This window comes from Tenacibaculum sp. 47A_GOM-205m, assembly GCF_000518405.1.
Taxonomy (GTDB): Bacteria; Bacteroidota; Bacteroidia; order Flavobacteriales; family Flavobacteriaceae; genus Polaribacter; species Polaribacter lutimaris.
Genome location: NZ_JADN01000007.1, coordinates 78,932 through 98,296 on the forward strand (window position 1 = coordinate 78,932; position 19,365 = coordinate 98,296).

The 19,365-nt window shown below is 31.9% G+C and carries 19 protein-coding genes and 1 riboswitch; of the genes, 11 read left to right on the plus strand and 8 right to left on the minus strand.

All coding sequences use genetic code 11. From position 1 onward, the window contains the following. Positions 1 to 26: 26 nt before the first annotated feature. Positions 27 to 1,076: an oxidoreductase gene (locus N534_RS0107325; RefSeq protein ID WP_028891862.1), complete on the minus strand. Its 1,050-nt coding sequence runs from the start codon at positions 1,074 to 1,076 to the stop codon at positions 27 to 29. Positions 1,077 to 1,228: 152 nt separating this feature from the next. On the opposite strand from N534_RS0107325, the gene N534_RS0107330 reads away from it, so the two are divergent. Next, positions 1,229 to 2,182 carry a patatin family protein gene (locus N534_RS0107330; protein ID WP_028891863.1) on the plus strand — a complete coding sequence of 318 codons (954 nt, stop codon included), beginning with the start codon at positions 1,229 to 1,231 and terminating at the stop codon, positions 2,180 to 2,182. A gap of 2 nt (positions 2,183 to 2,184) precedes the next feature. After that, positions 2,185 to 3,081: a DUF72 domain-containing protein gene (locus N534_RS0107335; RefSeq protein ID WP_028891864.1), complete on the plus strand. Its 897-nt coding sequence runs from the start codon at positions 2,185 to 2,187 to the stop codon at positions 3,079 to 3,081. On the opposite strand, the gene N534_RS0107340 is transcribed toward N534_RS0107335, so the two are convergent. After that, the gene (locus N534_RS0107340; RefSeq protein WP_038005740.1) at positions 3,078 to 4,529 is read right to left on the minus strand and encodes a S41 family peptidase; all 1,452 of its coding nucleotides are present in this window, start codon (positions 4,527 to 4,529) and stop codon (positions 3,078 to 3,080) included. The two genes, N534_RS0107335 and N534_RS0107340, sit on opposite strands and share 4 nt — an antisense overlap. 157 nt (positions 4,530 to 4,686) lie before the next feature. On the opposite strand from N534_RS0107340, the gene N534_RS0107345 reads away from it, so the two are divergent. From N534_RS0107345 to N534_RS0107375, 7 genes are all read left to right on the plus strand, one after another. After that, positions 4,687 to 5,196: an RNA polymerase sigma factor gene (locus N534_RS0107345; RefSeq protein ID WP_028891866.1), complete on the plus strand. Its 510-nt coding sequence runs from the start codon at positions 4,687 to 4,689 to the stop codon at positions 5,194 to 5,196. Beyond that, positions 5,183 to 5,653, plus strand: a complete 471-nt coding sequence (locus N534_RS0107350; protein ID WP_028891867.1) for a DUF3290 family protein — start codon at positions 5,183 to 5,185, stop codon at positions 5,651 to 5,653. Before N534_RS0107345 ends, N534_RS0107350 begins: the two co-directional genes overlap by 14 nt. Before the next feature lie 40 nt (positions 5,654 to 5,693). Continuing rightward, positions 5,694 to 6,209 (plus strand): DUF4252 domain-containing protein, encoded by a 516-nt coding sequence (locus N534_RS14565; RefSeq protein WP_038005742.1) that lies wholly within the window; start codon positions 5,694 to 5,696, stop codon positions 6,207 to 6,209. Between the two features lie 58 nt (positions 6,210 to 6,267). Next, complete coding sequence (locus N534_RS14570) at positions 6,268 to 6,828, plus strand: DUF4252 domain-containing protein (protein WP_081728301.1); 561 nt, start codon at positions 6,268 to 6,270, stop codon at positions 6,826 to 6,828. A 116-nt stretch (positions 6,829 to 6,944) separates the two neighbouring features. Further along, positions 6,945 to 9,392, plus strand: a complete 2,448-nt coding sequence (locus tag N534_RS0107365; protein WP_028891868.1) for a M1 family metallopeptidase — start codon at positions 6,945 to 6,947, stop codon at positions 9,390 to 9,392. A 107-nt stretch (positions 9,393 to 9,499) separates the two neighbouring features. Then, positions 9,500 to 10,699, plus strand: coding sequence for a hypothetical protein (locus N534_RS0107370; protein WP_369791959.1), 1,200 nt, complete (start codon positions 9,500 to 9,502; stop codon positions 10,697 to 10,699). 256 nt (positions 10,700 to 10,955) lie between these two features. After that, positions 10,956 to 11,564: an alpha-ketoglutarate-dependent dioxygenase AlkB gene (locus tag N534_RS0107375; RefSeq protein WP_028891870.1), complete on the plus strand. Its 609-nt coding sequence runs from the start codon at positions 10,956 to 10,958 to the stop codon at positions 11,562 to 11,564. A gap of 96 nt (positions 11,565 to 11,660) precedes the next feature. Here N534_RS0107375 and N534_RS0107380 read toward each other — a convergent pair whose 3' ends face one another. From N534_RS0107380 to N534_RS0107405, 6 genes are all read right to left on the minus strand, one after another. Continuing rightward, entirely contained in the window at positions 11,661 to 12,104 is a 444-nt protein-coding gene (locus N534_RS0107380) for a hypothetical protein (RefSeq protein ID WP_028891871.1), read from the minus strand. A gap of 157 nt (positions 12,105 to 12,261) precedes the next feature. After that, complete coding sequence (locus tag N534_RS0107385; protein WP_028891872.1) at positions 12,262 to 13,374, minus strand: ABC transporter substrate-binding protein; 1,113 nt, start codon at positions 13,372 to 13,374, stop codon at positions 12,262 to 12,264. Positions 13,375 to 13,386: 12 nt separating this feature from the next. Beyond that, positions 13,387 to 13,914 (minus strand): alpha-ribazole phosphatase family protein, encoded by a 528-nt coding sequence (gene cobC / locus N534_RS0107390; RefSeq protein WP_028891873.1) that lies wholly within the window; start codon positions 13,912 to 13,914, stop codon positions 13,387 to 13,389. After that, the gene (locus N534_RS0107395; RefSeq protein ID WP_156025574.1) at positions 13,899 to 14,669 is read right to left on the minus strand and encodes an adenosylcobinamide-GDP ribazoletransferase; all 771 of its coding nucleotides are present in this window, start codon (positions 14,667 to 14,669) and stop codon (positions 13,899 to 13,901) included. The genes cobC and N534_RS0107395 overlap by 16 nt, the downstream gene beginning before the upstream one ends. Before the next feature lie 2 nt (positions 14,670 to 14,671). Beyond that, complete coding sequence (gene cobT, locus N534_RS0107400; RefSeq protein ID WP_028891875.1) at positions 14,672 to 15,709, minus strand: nicotinate-nucleotide--dimethylbenzimidazole phosphoribosyltransferase; 1,038 nt, start codon at positions 15,707 to 15,709, stop codon at positions 14,672 to 14,674. Positions 15,710 to 15,712: 3 nt separating this feature from the next. After that, entirely contained in the window at positions 15,713 to 16,216 is a 504-nt protein-coding gene (locus N534_RS0107405; protein ID WP_028891876.1) for a bifunctional adenosylcobinamide kinase/adenosylcobinamide-phosphate guanylyltransferase, read from the minus strand. Between the two features lie 101 nt (positions 16,217 to 16,317). Between N534_RS0107405 and N534_RS0107410 the strand changes: the two genes are divergently transcribed. Both N534_RS0107410 and N534_RS0107415 read left to right on the plus strand, forming a co-directional pair. Continuing rightward, a complete protein-coding gene (locus N534_RS0107410) occupies positions 16,318 to 17,256 on the plus strand; it encodes an ABC transporter substrate-binding protein (protein WP_028891877.1) in 939 nt (312 codons plus the stop codon). Positions 17,257 to 17,265: 9 nt separating this feature from the next. Continuing rightward, a riboswitch (cobalamin riboswitch) is annotated at positions 17,266 to 17,460 on the plus strand. 30 nt (positions 17,461 to 17,490) lie between these two features. Further along, entirely contained in the window at positions 17,491 to 19,362 is a 1,872-nt protein-coding gene (locus N534_RS0107415) for a TonB-dependent receptor domain-containing protein (protein WP_028891878.1), read from the plus strand. Positions 19,363 to 19,365: the final 3 nt, after the last annotated feature.

Below are 19,365 nucleotides of genomic sequence, written 5' to 3' on the forward strand. Positions count from 1 at the left end.
AGTTCCTTTTAACAAAACATTAAGAATTAGTTAAGAATTAACTTTCCAATTTTTTCGTGTCCTGATAACCAAGCAGTATTACTGTCTACAAATTGAATAGCATAATATCCGTCTTTACTAACATCCTTCCAAGTATGCCCACCATCATTAGAAAATGAAACTCCAGTTTTTCCAACGGCAAAAATTTCTTTTCCGTTGGTGTTAGGCACATATTGTACACAGCTTTTATAATTAGGGTTGGTATTGTTAGCTACGAGTGTCCATGTTTTACCTCCATCAGTAGTAATAGCTTTATTAGCGTTATTGTCTTCTGGCTTTGAATAGTTTCCTCCAACGGCAATTCCATGGTTTTCATCATAAAAATCAATAGAGTAAATTCCTTGTGGTCCGTCACCCTGTACAATTGGTGTATCAAAAATCTCCCAAGTGCTTCCAAAGTCGGTAGATTTTAAAATACGTGCTTTGGCTCCTCCAGAACCTATCCATACAGTATTGTTTACAATAGCAATATTGGTATTACTAGCAGCAAAGAAGGCTTCTCCTTCTTCAAAAGTAGGTAGTTGAGAGCAAGGTAGTTTTGTCCAAGTGTTTCCTCCGTCTGAGGTAAGAATAACAGACGGACAATCTTCTGTAGGGTCACCAACGGCAATACCATGCTTTCCATCAGCAAAGAACTTCATGCAGTCGTAAAATACTTTTTCATTTTTTTCAATATAAACTAATTGAAGTTCCTCTTGATTTTTTTTATATAGTAGAGCTGGATTTGCTACTGATAAAGCAAAAATAGCATTGTTATTTTGGGTAATACTCCTAAAATGTGGGATGATAGAATCGTTGTATTTCAGTTTTTGAGTGCTCCAAGTTTTACCTCCATCTATAGTAGTTGTAATATCTCCTATAGAACCCGCATAGGTTAATGTATTTGCATTAATGGCTAATATAGCTCTGATACTAGTGCTGTCTTGTTTGATTTTTGTAATCGTAACAGAGTTAATAGTTCTTGGAGTGTATTGTTTTTCTGTTTTACAAGAAAATAGACTAAAAATGACTAAAAAAAGAATAACAAATCGTTTCATATGTTTGTTTTAGTTGTTTTTGGTGATTGTAGCTAACCTCTACTATTTAAAATAATCATTAAACATATACAGGAAAGATTATTTTAAAAATGTTGGTTGCATATTTTTGATATTTTTACAGAACTAAAAATAGATAAATCAAACTTAATTCAATGAAAAAAGCCTTGGTAATTTCAGGAGGGGGAAGTAAAGGAGCGTTTGCAGGTGGAGTTGCACAATACTTAATGAAGCATAAAAATAAAGATTACGATATACTTTTAGGAACTTCTACAGGTAGTTTAATGGTATCGCATTTGGCCTTAGGTATGGTTGACGAGCTGAAAGAGGTATATACTTCGGTAGATCAAAAAGCTATTTTTAGTAACAGTCCGTTTAGAGTAAAATCAGTCCATGGTGAAAAGGTGGTGTCAATACGACATAGAAATACTTTTTGGAACTTTTTAAATGGAAGTAAAACCTTTGGTGAGAGTAAAAATTTACGTAAGCTTATAAAAAATAGCATAACCAAAGAAATGTATGATGAGATTAGAAGATTGAATAAAGAAGTGGTAGTAACAGTTTCTAATTTAACAGCAAATCAAATTGAATACAAGTCTATTTTAGAGTGTGAATATGAAGATTTTTGCGATTGGATTTGGGGCTCGTGTAACTATGTGCCATTTATGAGTTTGTTAGAAAAAGATTATTGTCAGTATGCTGATGGTGGATTTGGAAGTTTAATACCTATTCGTGAAGCTATAGCAAGAGGAGCTACAGAGGTTGATGCAATTATTTTAGCTACCGAAGTAACACAAATGAATAGATTGCCAGCAAAGAACCCTTTTTCATTGATGATGGATACGTTTGATTTTATGTTAGAAAATGTAGAACGACATAATATTACTATTGGAAAGTTATCAGCAAAACAACATAATGTAAAGTTGAATTTATATTATACACCAACTGTTTTAACTACAAATTCTTTAGTTTTTGATAAAGAGAAGATGAAACAATGGTGGAAGTCAGGATATAATTATGCTAAAAAGCTAAATGATGATAGAATGACAGAATTTAGACCAGAAATGGTGGATAACCAAGAAATTGAAGAAGGAATAGAAAACAATTAAGTATGAAGTTTGGAAAGGTTGAACATCCTGAATTAATAGATTTTACTTTACCAAAAACACATCCTAAAACAATAGAGTTGTTAAGTTCTTATGAAAAGAGTAATAATAAACCAAGTGTTTTTGTAGGTTGTGCTAAGTGGAACAAAGCCGATTTAAAAGGGTTTTATCCGAAAGGAACGAAAGATGAATTAGAATACTATTCGAAGCAATTTAATTCTATCGAGTTGAATGCTACTTTTTATCGTCAGTTTTCAGCAGAACAGTTTGCTAAATGGAGAACAAAGACTCCAAAAGGGTTTAAGTTTTTTCCAAAGTTAGGGCAAGAGATAAGCCATTGGAAACGACTAGAAGGTGTTCAAGATGCTGTGAATATCTATTTAGATAATGCTTCAAATTTAGAAGAGAAGTTAGGTACTATTTTTTTACAATTACATTCTAATTTTGGTCCTAAAAACTTTGATAAATTACAAAATTTTGCTGTGAGTTGGCCTAATGAAATTCCGCTAGCTATAGAAGTTCGTCACCCTGATTGGTTTGAAGACAGAGAAGTGTTTGATGAATTTACTCAATTGTTAGAAGAAAATAGTATAGCTAATGTATTGGTGGATACAGCAGGTAGGAGAGATATGGTACATATGCGATTGACCAATAATGAGGCCTTTATACGTTATGTAGGTGCGAACCATCCAACGGATTATACACGTTTAGACGAATGGGTAGAGAGATTAAAGGAGTGGAATGATTTAGGATTACAGAATATTAACTTTTTTATCCATCAAAATTTGGAGGTAGAATCTCCTTTGTTGGCAGCCTATTTTATAAAAAAGCTAAACAAGGAGTTAGGAGTTGACTTAAAAATTCCTAATGAAGAGAATAACCAACAAATGACGCTACTTTAATAGGTATTAGGTAGTATTTGTTCTATAAAAACACCGTTATCAGCTTCCCTTTGAAAAGAAATAGAGTTACTTATGTATTCAAAATTATTTTGATTACAAGTTGGTGCTGGTCCAGCATCTCCCGAAGAAATATAGTTTAAAACTCTATTTAGAATAGGGTCTGTACTACTACCTAAAACTCCTAAGTTTAAAGCATCTTCATGGTCGCACAATGCTACACTTGGCGTAATTCCGTTAGCATATGTTTCATCATCTTTATTAAAAAATGAAAGAACGGCAGGTTGCAAGGCAAATGTATGATTTTCACTTTTATTGAATGAATTGTAATCAATCGAGTTATAAAGAGTTATAAATCCTAAGTTATTACCTGTTGTGTCATTTCCAATAACATGAACATCAATATAAGGTTTTAGGCTGTTTATAAGCAGTTCTATCGCTGATGATCCTGTAAAATTTTCTCCATTCAAAATTATATACACGGCATTTAAATTAAGACTGTTAATTGTAGTTTCAGTATTTAATCTATCAGTAAATTTTGTGAGTAACGAATCTGGTTGATTAACTTCAAACCAAGGTTGCGCTTTAGCATTCCACTCTTCTTTAATAAAAACGTCATTGTTAAATTGCCCAGTAATCATTGATGCTATTTTAGTAATGTTTTTGACAAAACTTCCTCCTCCAATATTGTATCTTAGATCCAATATTAATTGATTTGCAGATTGATTTTTAAAGTTTAAAAACGTTTCGTTTAAATCCTGTAAATAATTGGTAGAAAAATCATTGTTATACATTAAATAAGCAATATTATCACCGTCATTCATAATAACATCTTCCATAAAAACAGGAGGATAGTCATAATTTTGTTTTTCTAGAGCTACCGTTTTTCCATTAGGAGTTACGTTGTCGCCATCATAATCAGCCATGTTTAACGTAAAAATGTTTTCTTCATCTAACAAAAGAGACTCATAGTTGTCTCTTGTTAATTGCGTATCGTTTACTGCGTAGAAAAACTCACCTCTTGTCAAATCTTTACTCGAAGCATTTGAGTTTGGTAATATGTGGGTTACATAGCCTATAACATTGTCAGAACTTCCAGGCTCGGAAATAATTCCAAACTCCATACCATTAACAACACTGCTTCTCAGCTCGGGTTCGGTAATTGTATTGTAGTCTTCTATAAGTCTAGAATAATTGTCATCTGGTGTAAGTAAACTATTAAACAAAACATTTGGGTCATCAAAACTAGTCAAATAACTATATAACTCTTCATCATTATTGAATCTTCGATCACTCAAGTCAGGAATTTGGTCTTGCCATAGGTAATACGCATTCAAACCTTTCCAAACAAAATTTTGAACTTCTATATTTTTTGGGGCATCGTCTTTTTCACTACATGAAACAAGTATTATTGAAAATAAGACGATAAGGGATGCTTTAAGTAATTTCATAAGAGTATATTAGTTCTAACAACAACGCAATTTACTGAATAATATTATTTTTTTTATTATTGATGTAACAAACTTGAAACTGTATCGTCGTAGTTATGTAAGCCTGATAAATAAGAAGTGTTTATTTAAAAGGATTACACAATTAATCAACTAAACAATGAACCAAACAGACTTTTTAAAAGTTGTATTACCATTTAAAGACAAAGTCTTTCGTTTAGCGAAAAGATTGTTGGTTTCTACAGAAGAAGCTGAAGACGCTACGCAAGAATTGTATTTTAAATTGTGGAGGAATCGGGAAAAACTGTCCGACTACAAAAATGTAGAGGCATTTGCGATGACGATGACGAAAAATTATTGTTACGATCGATTAAAATCGAAGCAAGCAAGTAATTTAACGTTGGTGCATAGCAATTATAAAGAAAAAGAAACATCGTTAGAAAAGAAAGTAGAACATAACGATAGTGTAAACCAAGTACACCAGCTCATTGAAAAATTACCTGAACAACAAAAAATAATCATTCAGTTACGTGATATTGAACAGTACGATTTTGATGAAATATGTAAAATGGTAGATATGAAACCTACCGCTGTAAGGGTAGCATTATCAAGAGCAAGAAAAACAATAAGAGAAGAACTCATTAAAAAACATAACTATGGAGTTAGCTAACATAGAGAAGTTATTAGAAAAATATCTAGACGCAGAAACAACTTTGCAAGAAGAAAAAATGTTACAAGAGTATTTTACCTCAAAGAATGTGGCACCTCATTTGCAAGAGTACAGTATGATGTTTGGTTATTTTAAACAAAGTAAAGATGAAACCTTTACCCAAACCATTCAGTTAAAACCTGAGAAAACTAAGAAGAACTGGAAATGGTTGTCGGTAGCAGCGTCAGTAATCTTACTATTTAGCGTATTTATAGGAAACGAAGAATACCAAAAGCATCAACAACGTAAACAGTTTGCGCAAATTAAAGAAGCGTTACAACTAGTTTCAGTCAATTTAAACAAAGGAAATGAAGCCATATATGCCGTTTCAAACAACCTAAAAAAAGGGAGTGATGCGATTGAACATTTAGAAACCTATGAAGAAACAGTAAATAAAGTAATAAACACTGTAAATTAATTAAGAAAGTAAAACCAAGTACTTATAAACAAAAGAAATCATGAAAAAAGTAATAGTATTATTAGCATTAGCATTTGTATCTAACTTAAGTTTCGGACAATCAATTTTTGATAAGTTAGAAGATTTAGATGAAGTTTCATCAGTTGTTGTAAACAAAGATGCTTTTGAAATTTTATCAAAATTTAAAGTAGAGTCTGAAGATAATGAAGCAATGGAAGTTTTTAAGATGATTCAAGACTTACAAGAGTTAAAAGTATTTTCTACAGAAAATGCTGCAGTCGCTGCTCAAATGGAGAATATGGTAAAATCAGCCGTAGGAAAGAGCAATTTAATTGAGTTAATGCGAGTAAAAGACAAAGACTCTCGTGTAAAGATTTATGTTAAGGCAACAAAAAACAAAGATTTTGTAAGTGAAGTGTTGATGTTTGTAAAAGACAAAGATTCTAAAAACGGAACACCAGAGTCTGTAATTGTCTCTTTAACAGGAAATATAGATATTAATAAAATGTCTAAACTAGCAGAAACGTTTTCTAAAGACGGAAAAAAAGATAAATAACAAACAAACAGAGCAGCGTTAATCCGTTAACGCTGCTTTTAATCAAAAACTAACAACAATGAAAAAACTATTTATATATTCAATGTTACTAGTAGCGTTTGTAACAGTTTCTTGTAAAACAGAATCTTTACAAAGCTATTTGGTAGAAAGCCAAGAAAAAGAAGGTTTTATGACATTTGACTTACCGGCAAGTGCACTTCAATTAAGCATGGATAAAGTTTCAGAAGAAGATAAGAAAGCCTACGAAAGCATAAAAAAAATAAATATTACTGGTGTTCCTTACAAAAACTTAGATGAGGCTAGTTATGAAGCTGAAAAGGAAAAGTTAAAATCTATTTTAAAAAAATCAAACTATAAAGAGTTGATGAAATTTAAAAAAGACGGAGCCAATGCAGCAATTTATTATTTAGGTGAAGCAGATGCTATCGATGAAATAGTCGCTTTTGGTTACGGTAAAGAAATGGGAGTAGGAATTGCTCGTGTTCTAGGAGAAAACATGAATGTAGGAAAGATTATGGAAATGATGCAAAAAGCTAATTTCGATGGAGGAAATGTTGACCTAAAACAATTTAAAATGATTTTAGGTGATAGTGATATAGTCTCAGAAAAAGCTGAATAATCGTTATTTTAAAATACAAAAAAAGCCATCAGAAACCTGATGGCTTTTTCTTTTTAACGGGGCATTAACAAGCCTCCCAATAGAATTTCATATTTTTGAACTCTAAACAAAAAAATATGAAGTTTCAAAAACTCCTTGTTGTCGTAGTTACCCTTTTTACAGTAGCACTATACTCTCAGTCAGATAAAGCATATAGAGCTGAAAGAGACAAAGTTCATAGTTTAATTCATACGAAGTTAAAAGTAGATTTTAATTTTCAAGAGCAAGAAATGAATGGAGAAGAATGGGTAACTCTAAAACCACATTTTTACGAAACGGATAAAGTTACTTTAGATGCCAAAGCAATGGTAATTCATAAAGTAACAATGAATAATCAACCATTAGATTTTAATTATGATGATTTTGAGTTGGTTATTAATTTACCACGTAAATACAATAGAAAAGAAGAGTTTACACTGTATATTAAATACACTGCACGTCCTGAAAGAGTAAAGCAAAAAGGAAGTGCTGCAATTACTTCAGCCAAAGGACTGTATTTTATCAATCCAAAAGGATTGGATAAAAATAAGCCAACTCAAATTTGGACGCAAGGTGAAACCGAAGCGAGCAGTTGTTGGTTCCCAACAATTGATGCGCCAAATCAAAAGACATCACAAGAAATTTATATGACAGTTCCGCAAAAGTATGTAACGCTTTCTAACGGGAAATTAGAAAAGCAAACTACCAATGCTAATGGAACTCGTACTGATTATTGGAACTTTACTCAAAAACATGCTCCATATTTATTTTTTATGGGAGTAGGAGAGTATGAGATTATCAAAGACAAATACAAAGACATTCCAGTTGATTATTATGTAGAAAAAGAATATGCTCCGTATGCAAAAGATATTTTTGGAAATACACCTGAAATGTTGGCTTTCTTCTCTAAAATAACAGGAATAGAATATCCATGGAATAAGTATGCACAAATTGTTGGTCGCGATTACGTTAGTGGAGCAATGGAAAATACCACAGCAGTAATTCACGGGGAAAGAGCCTACCAAACACCAGGACAGTTAATTGACGAAAATGTACAAGAAAATACAATAGCTCATGAAGCTTTTCATCATTGGTTTGGTGATTTAGTAACTACTGAAAGCTGGAGTAACTTAACCGTAAACGAGAGTTTTGCGAATTATAGCGAGTATTTATGGTTAGAGCATAAGTACGGAAAAGATGAAGCAGATGCACATTTGTTTGAAGACAGCGAAGCCTACAAACAAGGACAAAATTATGACAAGCATTTAGTTCGTTTTTATTACGATGATAAAGAAGATATGTTTGATGCGGTGAGTTACAACAAAGGAGGGGCAATTTTACACATGTTACGTAATTATGTAGGTGATGATGCTTTTTACACGACATTAAACACTTATTTAACCGATTATAAATACGGTACAGCAGAAGCACACCAATTGCGTTTAGCTTTTGAAAAAGTTACCGGAAAAGACCTAAACTGGTTTTTCAATCAGTGGTATTTTAACAGTGGTCATCCAAAATTATCTATTTCGTATGATTATAATAAGCTACGTAAAACAGTAACTATAAATATCATGCAAATTCAAATGAATGAGTTTAAATTCCCATTTGCGATAGATGTTTTTGAAGGAGGTAAACGTACACGTCATAATGTTTTTGTGGATGCTAGAGATGCTTCGTTTACTTTCCCTTTTATCAAACAACCAGATTTAATTCAAGTAAATGCTGATGGTGTATTACTGTGTGATATCAGCGAGAATAAAGTATTGAGTGATTATATCTATCAATTAAAACATGCTCAAAACTACGCTCATAAAAGAGAAGCTTTGTTAGAAGTAGTAAAACATCAAGATGATAAAAATGCGTTTAATGCAGTTGCTGGAGCGATGAATGACGATTTTTATAAAATCAGAATTTTAGCGTTGGAAAACATTAATCTAATCAATAAATATTCTAAAAAGAATGTGATTGATAAAATTATGAGAATGGCTAATAGCGACCCTAAAACATTAGTACAAGCTGCTGCTATTGAAACTTTAGGAAAGTTAACAGATCCTGCATTAAAATCAGTGTTTGATAAAGGTTTACAAAGTAAATCATACTCGGTATTAGGTAAATCATTGGTAGCAATGTATTATATCGATAAGCAATTAGCAATTCAAAAATCAAAAACGTTACCGTTAGAAGTAAAAAAGATTGTAGCTACACCGTTAACACGTATTTATTTAGAAGAAAATGACGATACAGAGTTAAGCTTTATTGCAGGGAATGTTATGGCAGGAATGTTCTTAAGTCCAAATAAGAAAATTCAATCGTTATATAAAGAAGCGTTTGATAAAATTGGAAAAAGTAATAATACAGAAGCCATTCAAAATTTAACGGATGATATTGTAGCAAAAGGACTTCAATACAAGCAATATAATTTTGATAAAGTAGGAATCAATTTGTTACGTCAATTAGTAGAAATGCAAAAGGCTAACAATCCTTCAAACATTGATAATAACTTACGAGTTATACAAATTGCAACCGCAAAATTGTTAGAGTAAACAAAATTAAACTCTTAGCACATATTATATAAAATCATAAAGTTTAAGTTAAAAAGAATACTTAGTTTTGGCACAGAAATTGAATTTTCTAGCGAAACTTAAACTTTATGATTAAAAAAACTACCCTACTATCTATTTTTTCAGTGCTAGTATTAGCGTCTTGCAGTAGTGTTAAAACTACCGAAAAGGCGATTAATTCTGGTAATTATGAAAAAGCCATTTCTTTATCTATAGAAAATTTAGCAAAGAATAAAACGAAGGAGAAAAACCAGCCGTATGTGTTGATGCTTCAAGAAGCTTTTGCTAAAGCAACTCAAAGAGATTTAGACCGTATTTCGTTTTTAGAAAAAGAGCAAAATCCGTCGAATTTAGAATCTATTTATAGTTTATACCAACGATTAAACAATCGTCAGGAAAGAATAAAACCATTATTACCCTTACGAATTTTATCTTCTGGAAGAGATGCTAAATTTAAAATGGAAAATTATGCTGATAGAATTATTGAAGCTAAAGAAAACTATGCCGATTATTTATACGAAAATGGAGTAGCATTGTTGAATGACGGAAAGCGTAATAAAATTAATTACCGACGTGCTTTTGATGAACTAAGACATTTAGATAAAATCAACCCGAATTATAAAGACACAAGAGCGTTAATTGAAGAAGCTCATGAGTTGGGAACAGATTTTGTACATGTATCGGTAAGAAATAAAACCAATCAGATAATTCCGAAAAGATTAGAAAGAGATTTATTGGCGATTGATACTTACGGATTGAATGATTTATGGACCGTATACCATGCAAATAAAGACAGGAAAATTCGTTATGATTTTGATTTGGAATTAGATTTTAGAAATATTGAAATTTCTCCTGAGCAAGTTCGCGAAAAAGAAATCATTAAAGAGAAAAGAATAAAAGATGGTTACAAGTACTTGTTAGATAACAACGGTAATTATGTAAAAGATAGCTTAGGAAATAAAATAAAGGTAGATAAATACAAAATAATTCGTTGTAAGTTATATCAATTTACGCAGTTTAAAAGCAGTAGAGTTAGTGGAGTTGTAAAGTATATTGATAACAGAACGAATCAATTATTAGAAAAGTTTCCTATTCAAAGTGAGTTTGTATTTGAACACGTATATGCCGATTATGACGGAGATAAAAGGGCGTTAGAAAGTTCGTTTTTAGATTTGTTGAATGAAAGAGTAGTGAGTTTTCCATCAAACGAACAAATGGTATACGATACTGGTACCGACTTAAAACAAAAACTCAAACATATTATCACACGAAATAAGTTTAGAAATTAAAGTACTAAAGCTCCTGTAGATTACAGGAGATTTTTATTATATTTGAGTTATGGAAAAGGATTTAAACACAATAACTTTTGAATACCAAAAGCCAAATAAAACTAGCTTGTTTTTTAAATTATTAAGTGTGGTTTTGATTATAGTCTTTTTATTTAATCCTTTATCTGAGTTTGTTGATGTTTTCAGAAAAAGTTTGCCTCATGGTTGGTGTTGTCAACCTAATTTATGTAATCTAAGTACTTACCATTTTTTATAAATGGATTTATTCTCACAATTTGATGATGTTCCTAAAAACTTACTTCCAAAAGATGGAACAGTAAATTACTACGGTATTGTTCTACCAAAAGTGGAAGCAGATCATTATTACGAGGCTTTATTAAACTCTATTGAATGGCGTAACGACGAAGCTATTATTTTTGGTAAACGCATGGTAACCAAACGAAAAGTAGCTTGGTATGCAGAACAGCCTTTTGAATATTCGTATTCGAACATTACCAAAACAGCCTTACCGTTTACGAAAGAATTGTTAGCATTAAAAGAATTGGTAGAGAAGAAAACCAAGGAAACCTATAACTCTTGTTTATTGAATTTATACCACGATGGATCTGAAGGAATGGCGTGGCATAGTGACGGAGAAAAAGATTTAAAAAAGAACGGAGCCATAGCTTCGTTAAGCTTTGGAGCAGAAAGACGTTTTGGTTTTAAACACAAACAAACCAAAGAAACGGTGTATAAAGTATTAGAACACGGTTCGTTATTGGTAATGAAAGATGAAACCCAAACTCATTGGCTTCACCGGTTACCACCTACAAAAAAAGTCCACCGACCACGCGTAAATTTAACGTTTAGAACGATTGTGAGGTAGGTCAGCTTATTAGACAAGTATGTATAAATGTAGGCGATTATAGGGTAATTCACTTTTAAGTTTCATAAAAATTGAAGTAAATGACTATTTTTGAATTTAAGATTTTAACGATAATGCGATTAGAAGAACTAAGAAAGCTCCTAGAAAAGTTAATAGTTGACTTTTGAAAAGGAATTTATTCATGTTCTCCAAACATGTGCACTCAGCTTCTATTTTCTTAAATTCTGGATTTTCACTAGGCTGCTCAAATCTCTTTACAATTCTAGATATTTTATACTTTAGTCGATAGTTTTTTGATTCATTTATAGCAATCCAAATCCCAATTGAGATAGGTATTATATATCCAATTGCAGAGATTTTAAGAAGGATATTAACAAAAAAGCTAAGTTGCTTGTCTGAAAAAATAAGTGATGAAATGAATCCAGTCAAAGCAGTTGATATAAAAATGAATAAGTTTCGCACATACGATAATTGTTTAACATGCAAGCTTTGCCAAGATTTGATATCATATGATTCAATTAATTCGTCTTTTTTCCTCATAGTTGTCTATAATGTTACTAAGGATATGATTTTGTTTTAATGAATTATACCCAAATAATAACGAAGTTAATATTTTTAAAGACTAAAAATCAATATAAACTTAATTCTTTTTTAGTCAATTCAAAATTCGTAATTCTCCAATCATAATTCAAAAAACTTACTCAACTTCCTTATAAAAAGTCAATTTATATTCTGGTAACAAATTAGGATGCGTAATCTTTATTAAGTCTTTTAATACTAAATCTGGTCGTACAGGAGAGAGTTCAAAGTAAATTAAACCACCTGTTTCTCCTTTGTTGTGCCCGATAGAAAATATTTTATTATTGGTAAAGGCATCAAACTCTTTGTAGTGAATATTAGCGGTAGTTAACTGTTCTTTGGTAGCATACAAGCCACAGTTAAACCAAAAATCGGCATGTTGTCCTTTTTCCAATACGCTTTCAAAACTTAAAGGTAAACTACCCGTTCCTTTGGTGTCTTTCCATAAGTAATTTAAGTTGGCGTCGTTGTAAAACGTCGCAATAAAACTTTCACCCGCAGGAACATTCCAAACATCTTTAAACATGCTTCCAGATAAAATAGTAGGCTGTTTAGCGCTGTTTTTAGCAATTTCTTTAGCTTTTAGGTATTCCTTTTCTATGTTGTTGAAAATACTGTCTGCTTCCTTTTCTTTTCCGTATAAAGCCCCGAAAAATTTAATCCATTCAGCTCTTCCTAAAGGAGTTTCTTCTAGCCAATCTCCATTAAAAATTACAGGAATCCCTGTTTTTTTGATGTTTTGGTATAGTTTAGTATTTGGATGTAGGGCAAAACCAACAACTAATTCAGGTTCAATATCAATCAACTTTTCAGTATTCATGTCTTGTTCCAAGCCTAATTCAACAATCTTACCTTCTTTAATTCTATTTCTTGTTCTTTTAGAAGAAATATATTTGGTGTGTGGAAAACCAACAACGGTGTTTTCAGTATTCAAAAGTTCTAGCATCGGAATATGAGTAGTACTGGTAACTACTATTTTTTCAACAGGAACTTTAATTTCTTTTTTAGAAAGGTTGGTTTTATTAGTAAGTGTGTAAGAAAAATATTCGTGTGAGCTTTGAAAAGCTTTTTTTATCACTAATTTTTTTTCTCCGTTTTCTGAAATGATATCAAAGCCTTTGGCATATTTTACAGTGCTTTGTGAGGTTTTCTTTTCAGTAGTTTTTTTAGTTTCTTGCTTACACTGTATAAACAGGAATAATAAAGAAAAAATAAGTAAATAACGTTTCATAGTAATAAGTTTTTATAAGTGGAAAGTAAGGGTATCCCCGTAGTTTAGTTTAAGTTCAAATGATTTTTCCAACGGAATATTGTTAGTATACGCCCAAAGACTTCTCATTACACCAGCATGAGTTATAAGCACTACTTTTTGAAGGTTTTTGGCTTTTAATTCGGTTAAAAAATCGGTGGTTCTGTTGTGTAAATCGATATAAGATTCTCCGTTTTTAGCAGGAGTTTTTACAAAGTCTTTCATCCAAATATCGAGTTCCATTTTATCAATATTGTTCCATTTTTGTAGCTCCCAATCACCAAAATCAAGTTCTTTCAGTCGATCGTCAAAAATTATTGTAGATGAAAGTTTTTCAGCTAAAAGTTTACAACGTTGTAAGGGACTGCTGTAATATGTTACATCGATATCGTTAACAGGAACTTTTTTTAGAATAGTACTCACTTCCTCTTCAAAAGTTGTGGTAACGTCAATATCAGCTTGACCATAGCATATACCTTTGGCGATATTTGGAGTTGTATGTCGTACTAAAATAACTTCCATAAAGCGAGTAGACTTAGATAAAAAACAATTTCAGATACTTGTTGCAAAGCACCCGCACAATCTCCTGTTTGACCTCCAATCCATTTTTTAAAGAAATGCCCCATATACAAATAGATAAGTAGTAATGGGAGCAACACCAAAAATATCATTGGCTTTTGAAAGAAAAATAAGGGAACTATTCCAAAAATAGCTGATATAAGTAGCGATTTACCACTCATTTGTTTGGTTGTTGGCTTTATTTTAGAGCTGTCAATATCTCTTACATATTCATGTGTATACAATAATACAGTTGCAATAAATCGGCTAATACTGTGCCCTGAGATAATTACTAAAATTAAATTAACGGATAGGCTTTGTAAATGATATAGAGCTAAAAACTTTATAGCTAGGATAAAGACCAAACCACTAACTCCAAAAGTTCCAAGTCTGGAATCTTTCATGATGGTTAAAATCTTTTCTTTGGTCCATCCACCACCAAAACCATCGCATACATCGGCAAATCCATCTTCATGAAAAGCCCCTGTAATCCAAATAGAACTAATCATGCTTATTAAAATAGCAATATCTGTAGAAAAAATATAAGCGGAAGCGAAATAGGCGAGTGCAGCAATGCTTCCAACTACAATTCCTACTAAAGAAAAATAACGACTGCTCTTATTGAGTATTTCAGGTGAGTGATTTACCCATTTAGGACACGGAATTCGTGTGAAAAATAGTACAGCAGTTAAAAAATAATGGATTTGTCTTTTTATCATAACTAGGCCTCGCTAACATTGGCACTTTTAAAAGTAGCCATTTCGTTTAAAAAGTTTACACTTGATTGAATAATAGGAAATGCAACTGCACAACCTGTACCTTCGCCTAAACGTAAACCTAAATTTAAAAGCGGTTCAGCATTTAAAAATTCTAACATTTTTTGATGACCTTGCTCTCCTGAATTATGACAGAAAATACAATAGTCTAGAATATTAGAATCCATTGCATGAGCTGCTAATAGGGCAGAAGTAACAATAAAACCATCAATAAGTAAGGTCATTTTTAAAGAAGCGGCTTCTAACATAGCACCACACATCATTACAATTTCAAATCCGCCAAAAGCAGTTAGGGCTTCCGTAGGTGTTGAAATAGAATCGGCATGTAACTTATAAACCTCACGTAATGTGTCGATTTTTGTTTGTAGTCCTTTATCATCAACTCCAGTACCTCTACCAACACATTTTTCAATAGGTGTATTAGTAAAATAACTCATTAATAAAGCTCCAGATGAAGTGTTACCAATTCCCATTTCGCCAAAACCGACAATATTGGAACCTTCACTATATACTTTTCTTACCAATTTTCTTCCTTTTTCCAAAGCTTCTTGACAGTGTTCTAGCGTCATGGCTTTAGTAGTACTATAATCTTGAGTTCCTTTAGCTACTTTAGCATCGGTGAGTTGAGGATGTGCTTCAAAATCAGTATTTACACCAGCATCTACAATGTTTAAAAGAATATTATTTTGTTTACAAAATACATTGATGGCAGCACCTCCTTGTAAAAAGTTAAATACCATCTGTTGCGTAACCTCTTGTGGGTATGGACTCACTTTTCCTGTAGTTGCAATTCCATGATCTCCTGCAAAAACCATAATAGTTGGTTTGGACAGTACAGGGTTAGTTGTATTTTGAATTAAACCAATTTGTAAGGCAATTTTTTCTAAACCGCCTAAAGCACCAATAGGTTTGGTTTTAAAGTTAATTTCTTCTTGAAGCTCGTTTTGTAATTCTTTTGATAAGGGAGTTATAGTTGTTGTCATGTGTTATTTTAAAGTTAAAGGAAGTCCAGATACCATAAAAGTAGCTTTGTCAGCCAATTTTGCTATGTGTTGATTCGTCCAACCTTGTAGTTGTGTAAATTTTCTTCCAGATTCAGAATTAGCGTGTAATCCCATACCAATTTCATTAGAAATGATGATAATATTGGCGTCAATTTCAACCAATTTGTTTATTTCTTCTTTGGCGATTTCTAGTGCTTTTTCAATATCATATTTTGTATCTACAAAGAAGTTTGTTAGCCACAGCGTTACACAATCGATAACCACAGTTTGTTTTTCAGAAATTACTTTACTTAACCATTTTTCTTCTTCAACAGTGGTCCAACGTTCATCTCTATCAGAAATATGCCTGTCAACTCGTTGTTGAAAATCTTCATCCCAAATACGAGAAGTTGCTAGGTAAATAGGGGTTTCAGATAAAGATTCTGCTAGTTTTTGAGCATAGCTACTTTTACCTGAGCGTTCACCTCCTGAGATATAATATATCATGAAATCGCATTTTATTTTGACACAAAGATTGGAAAGATTTTTAATAAAAAACAAATTAAAATAGAGAACTGTTTATTTTTGCTGAACTAAAACTACGAATTATGACAGTATCTTCTTTTATGCCAGCAGTAACTCAGATGATTTATGATATGGGGTTACAAGATTATTTAAACGGAATTACTTTTGAGTGTCCTGAAGTGGCTTTAAAAGAAAAAGAAGTGGCTGTTCGATATAAGTTGGAAGGAAAAGTGCTAACGAGTAAAGAAATAACGGCTATTTTTTCAAAAACAAAGGCGGAAGGAAAAACCTTGTATTATGTAGATGAGCCTGTTTTAGAAAGTATAGCACCCGATATTGTTTTTACACAAGATGTGTGTGATGTTTGCCAAATAGATACGGAGTCTGTGGCAAAATCAGCTTATAAATTACCTAAGGTTCCCGAGTTAATTTCTATAACACCAAACTCTTTAGAAGACGTTTTTGATAATGCATTAACCATTGCAAAAGCTATGAAGCAAGAAGCAATAGGAGAGGCGTATGTGAAGGGATTAAAAAAACGTATATATGACATTGTAGATGTGCAACGTGAGCATAAAATACAGTCTAAAAGTGTAATGCTGTTAGAGTGGATTGATCCGTTGTTTAATTGCGGACATTGGATTCCTCATCAAATAGGATATGCTGGTGGAATCGATTTATTGTCACATCCATCAGGAGATAGCATCGTTATTTCTTGGGATAAAATTGTAAAGTATGATCCAGAGGTGTTAATTATTGCTCCTTGTGGATATGGAATCGATAGAACACTAGAAGACATGAAGTTTTTAGAAGAAAGAGAAGAATGGAAGTCTTTGAGAGCTGTAAAAAACAAACAAGTATACATTGCTGACTTTGCTATGTTTACGCAATCTTCTGCGGGTACTTTAGTAGAAGGAGTCGAGTGTTTAGCAAAAATGATTCATCCAGATTATTATACACTACCAGAGAACTTAAAAACAAAATTCGCAAAATATCATGATTTGATGGTTGCTAATTTGTAAGAATACTATACATTTGCCGTGATTTTTGGTTTTTCTTTAATCATCTATTAAAGAGAATTAAAAGGGAATTCGGTGCAAAACCGAAGCTGTTCCCGCAACTGTAAGCTATTAAGCTTGTAACAATTACTCAAACCACTGTTTTTTAATGGGAAGGTATGTTACAAGACGCAAGCCAGGAGACCTGCCAATTATTATAATTTAATTAAAGCTTTCGGGATAAAAGTTTGGTAGAATATGGCTAAAAAAGTAATTACATTTTTTTCTTTTTTTTATGTGGTTGTTCTGGTAGGGCAAAACGATACAATTTCTTATCGATTGGATGAAGTAATCATCAATGCTACAAAAAAATTAAAAGAAAACTCCATAGGTCAGCATGTGGTAAGTCTTTCAGATTCTGTGTTAACACGAAATATTGAATCTTTTACTGATTTAATAAGATATAATTCATCAATTTATTTAAAGGAGTACGGAAAAGGAGGAACAAGTTCTGTAAGCTTTAGAGGCACAAGTGCTTCCAATACAGCTGTTGTATGGAATGGAATCAACATTAACTCTATAAACAATGGGCAAACAGGTTTTAATTCTTTAACAGTAAGTCTAAATGATGCTATTGATGTAAGAAAAGGAGGAGGGAGTATTGAATACGGTTCAGGTGCAATAGGAGGAACTGTACATTTAAATGATGTTTTAAATTACACGGAAGGATTTAATGTAAAAAATCAATTTGTAATTACAGGGGGAAGTTATAATACATTTAATTCATTTTTTAAATCAAAAATATCCAATTCAAAATATAGCATAGCTATAGGAGTTTCTAGAAATTCTTCAGAAAATGATTTTAAATTGTTTGATACAGAGTATAGGAATACTAATGGAGCTTATGAAAACTATGGAATTAACTTAGGTTTTGGGTATAAGTTCAATAATCAATCTGAATTAAAGTTTTATAGTACAAGCTTTTCTGGTGAGCGTCATTTCTCAGGAACATTACCTAATCCAACATCTGCAAGAGAAAAATATATAGACTCTAACCAAAGAAACTTATTGGTGTATGGTTTTGAAAAGGGTAGAATAGGACATGAAGTCAAGTTAGCATATTTAACACAGAAGTATCAATATTTCTCTAATAAGTTTTCTGATAATTTTAATTATGGAAAATCGAGAAGAGTAATAGCGTCGTACAACCTGAATTATAAACTTCCTAGAATTAAAGCAAAGATTTCGTCTTTTTCAGAGTATGAATCTGCTTTTGGTAGTACAGATGTAATTAAAGAGAAAAATAGAAAACAATTTTCTCAGTACCTTGTTTATACACAAGATATACATAAAAATGTTTCCTTTAATGTTAAGTTAAGAAAGGATTTTAATTCAGATTATAAGGTTCCGTTTGTTTATGCTGCAGGGATAAAAGCAACTCCTATTTCAAAATGGTATGTAAGAGTCAACGGATCTAAAAATTATAGAGTACCAACATATAATGACTTGTTTTGGCCAGGACAAGGAAATGAAAATTTGATTCCAGAAACATCTATTCAAAGTGAGGTAGGATTAGGGTACTCAAATAAAGGTTTAATCATTGATGTAGGGGCTTATTTGATTAATACAGACGATAAGATAGTCTGGACACCTTCTGGTGATTCAAGCAGACCTGGTGTTTGGGTTCCCATCAATTTAAATGAAACCCAGAATAAAGGTATAGAGGCTAGTTTAAGTTATAAAATTGATTTAGGAGAATATAAATTTAATGCAAGTTCTAATTATTCTTATGCTTTAGCCAAAGATAGTGAGACAGATAAGTATTTAACTTTTGTGCCTAAACATTTATTAAATAGTAATTTATCGGTAAACTATAAAAAAGCCAACCTTTTCGTTCAGTCACTTTTTAATGGAGAAGTGTATACTACAGAAGACAATTCTGATGATTTTATTGTTCCTAGTTTTTTTATAGTTAATGTGGGAGCAGAATATAAATTATATCAGAAGAAACAAAATGAGCTATTATTAGGAGTCAAAATAAATAATCTATTAGGAGAAAAATATATGGTTATGCCAAGGAGACCCATGCCACAAAGAAATTTTAACATAAATATCAATTATAAATTTTAACAA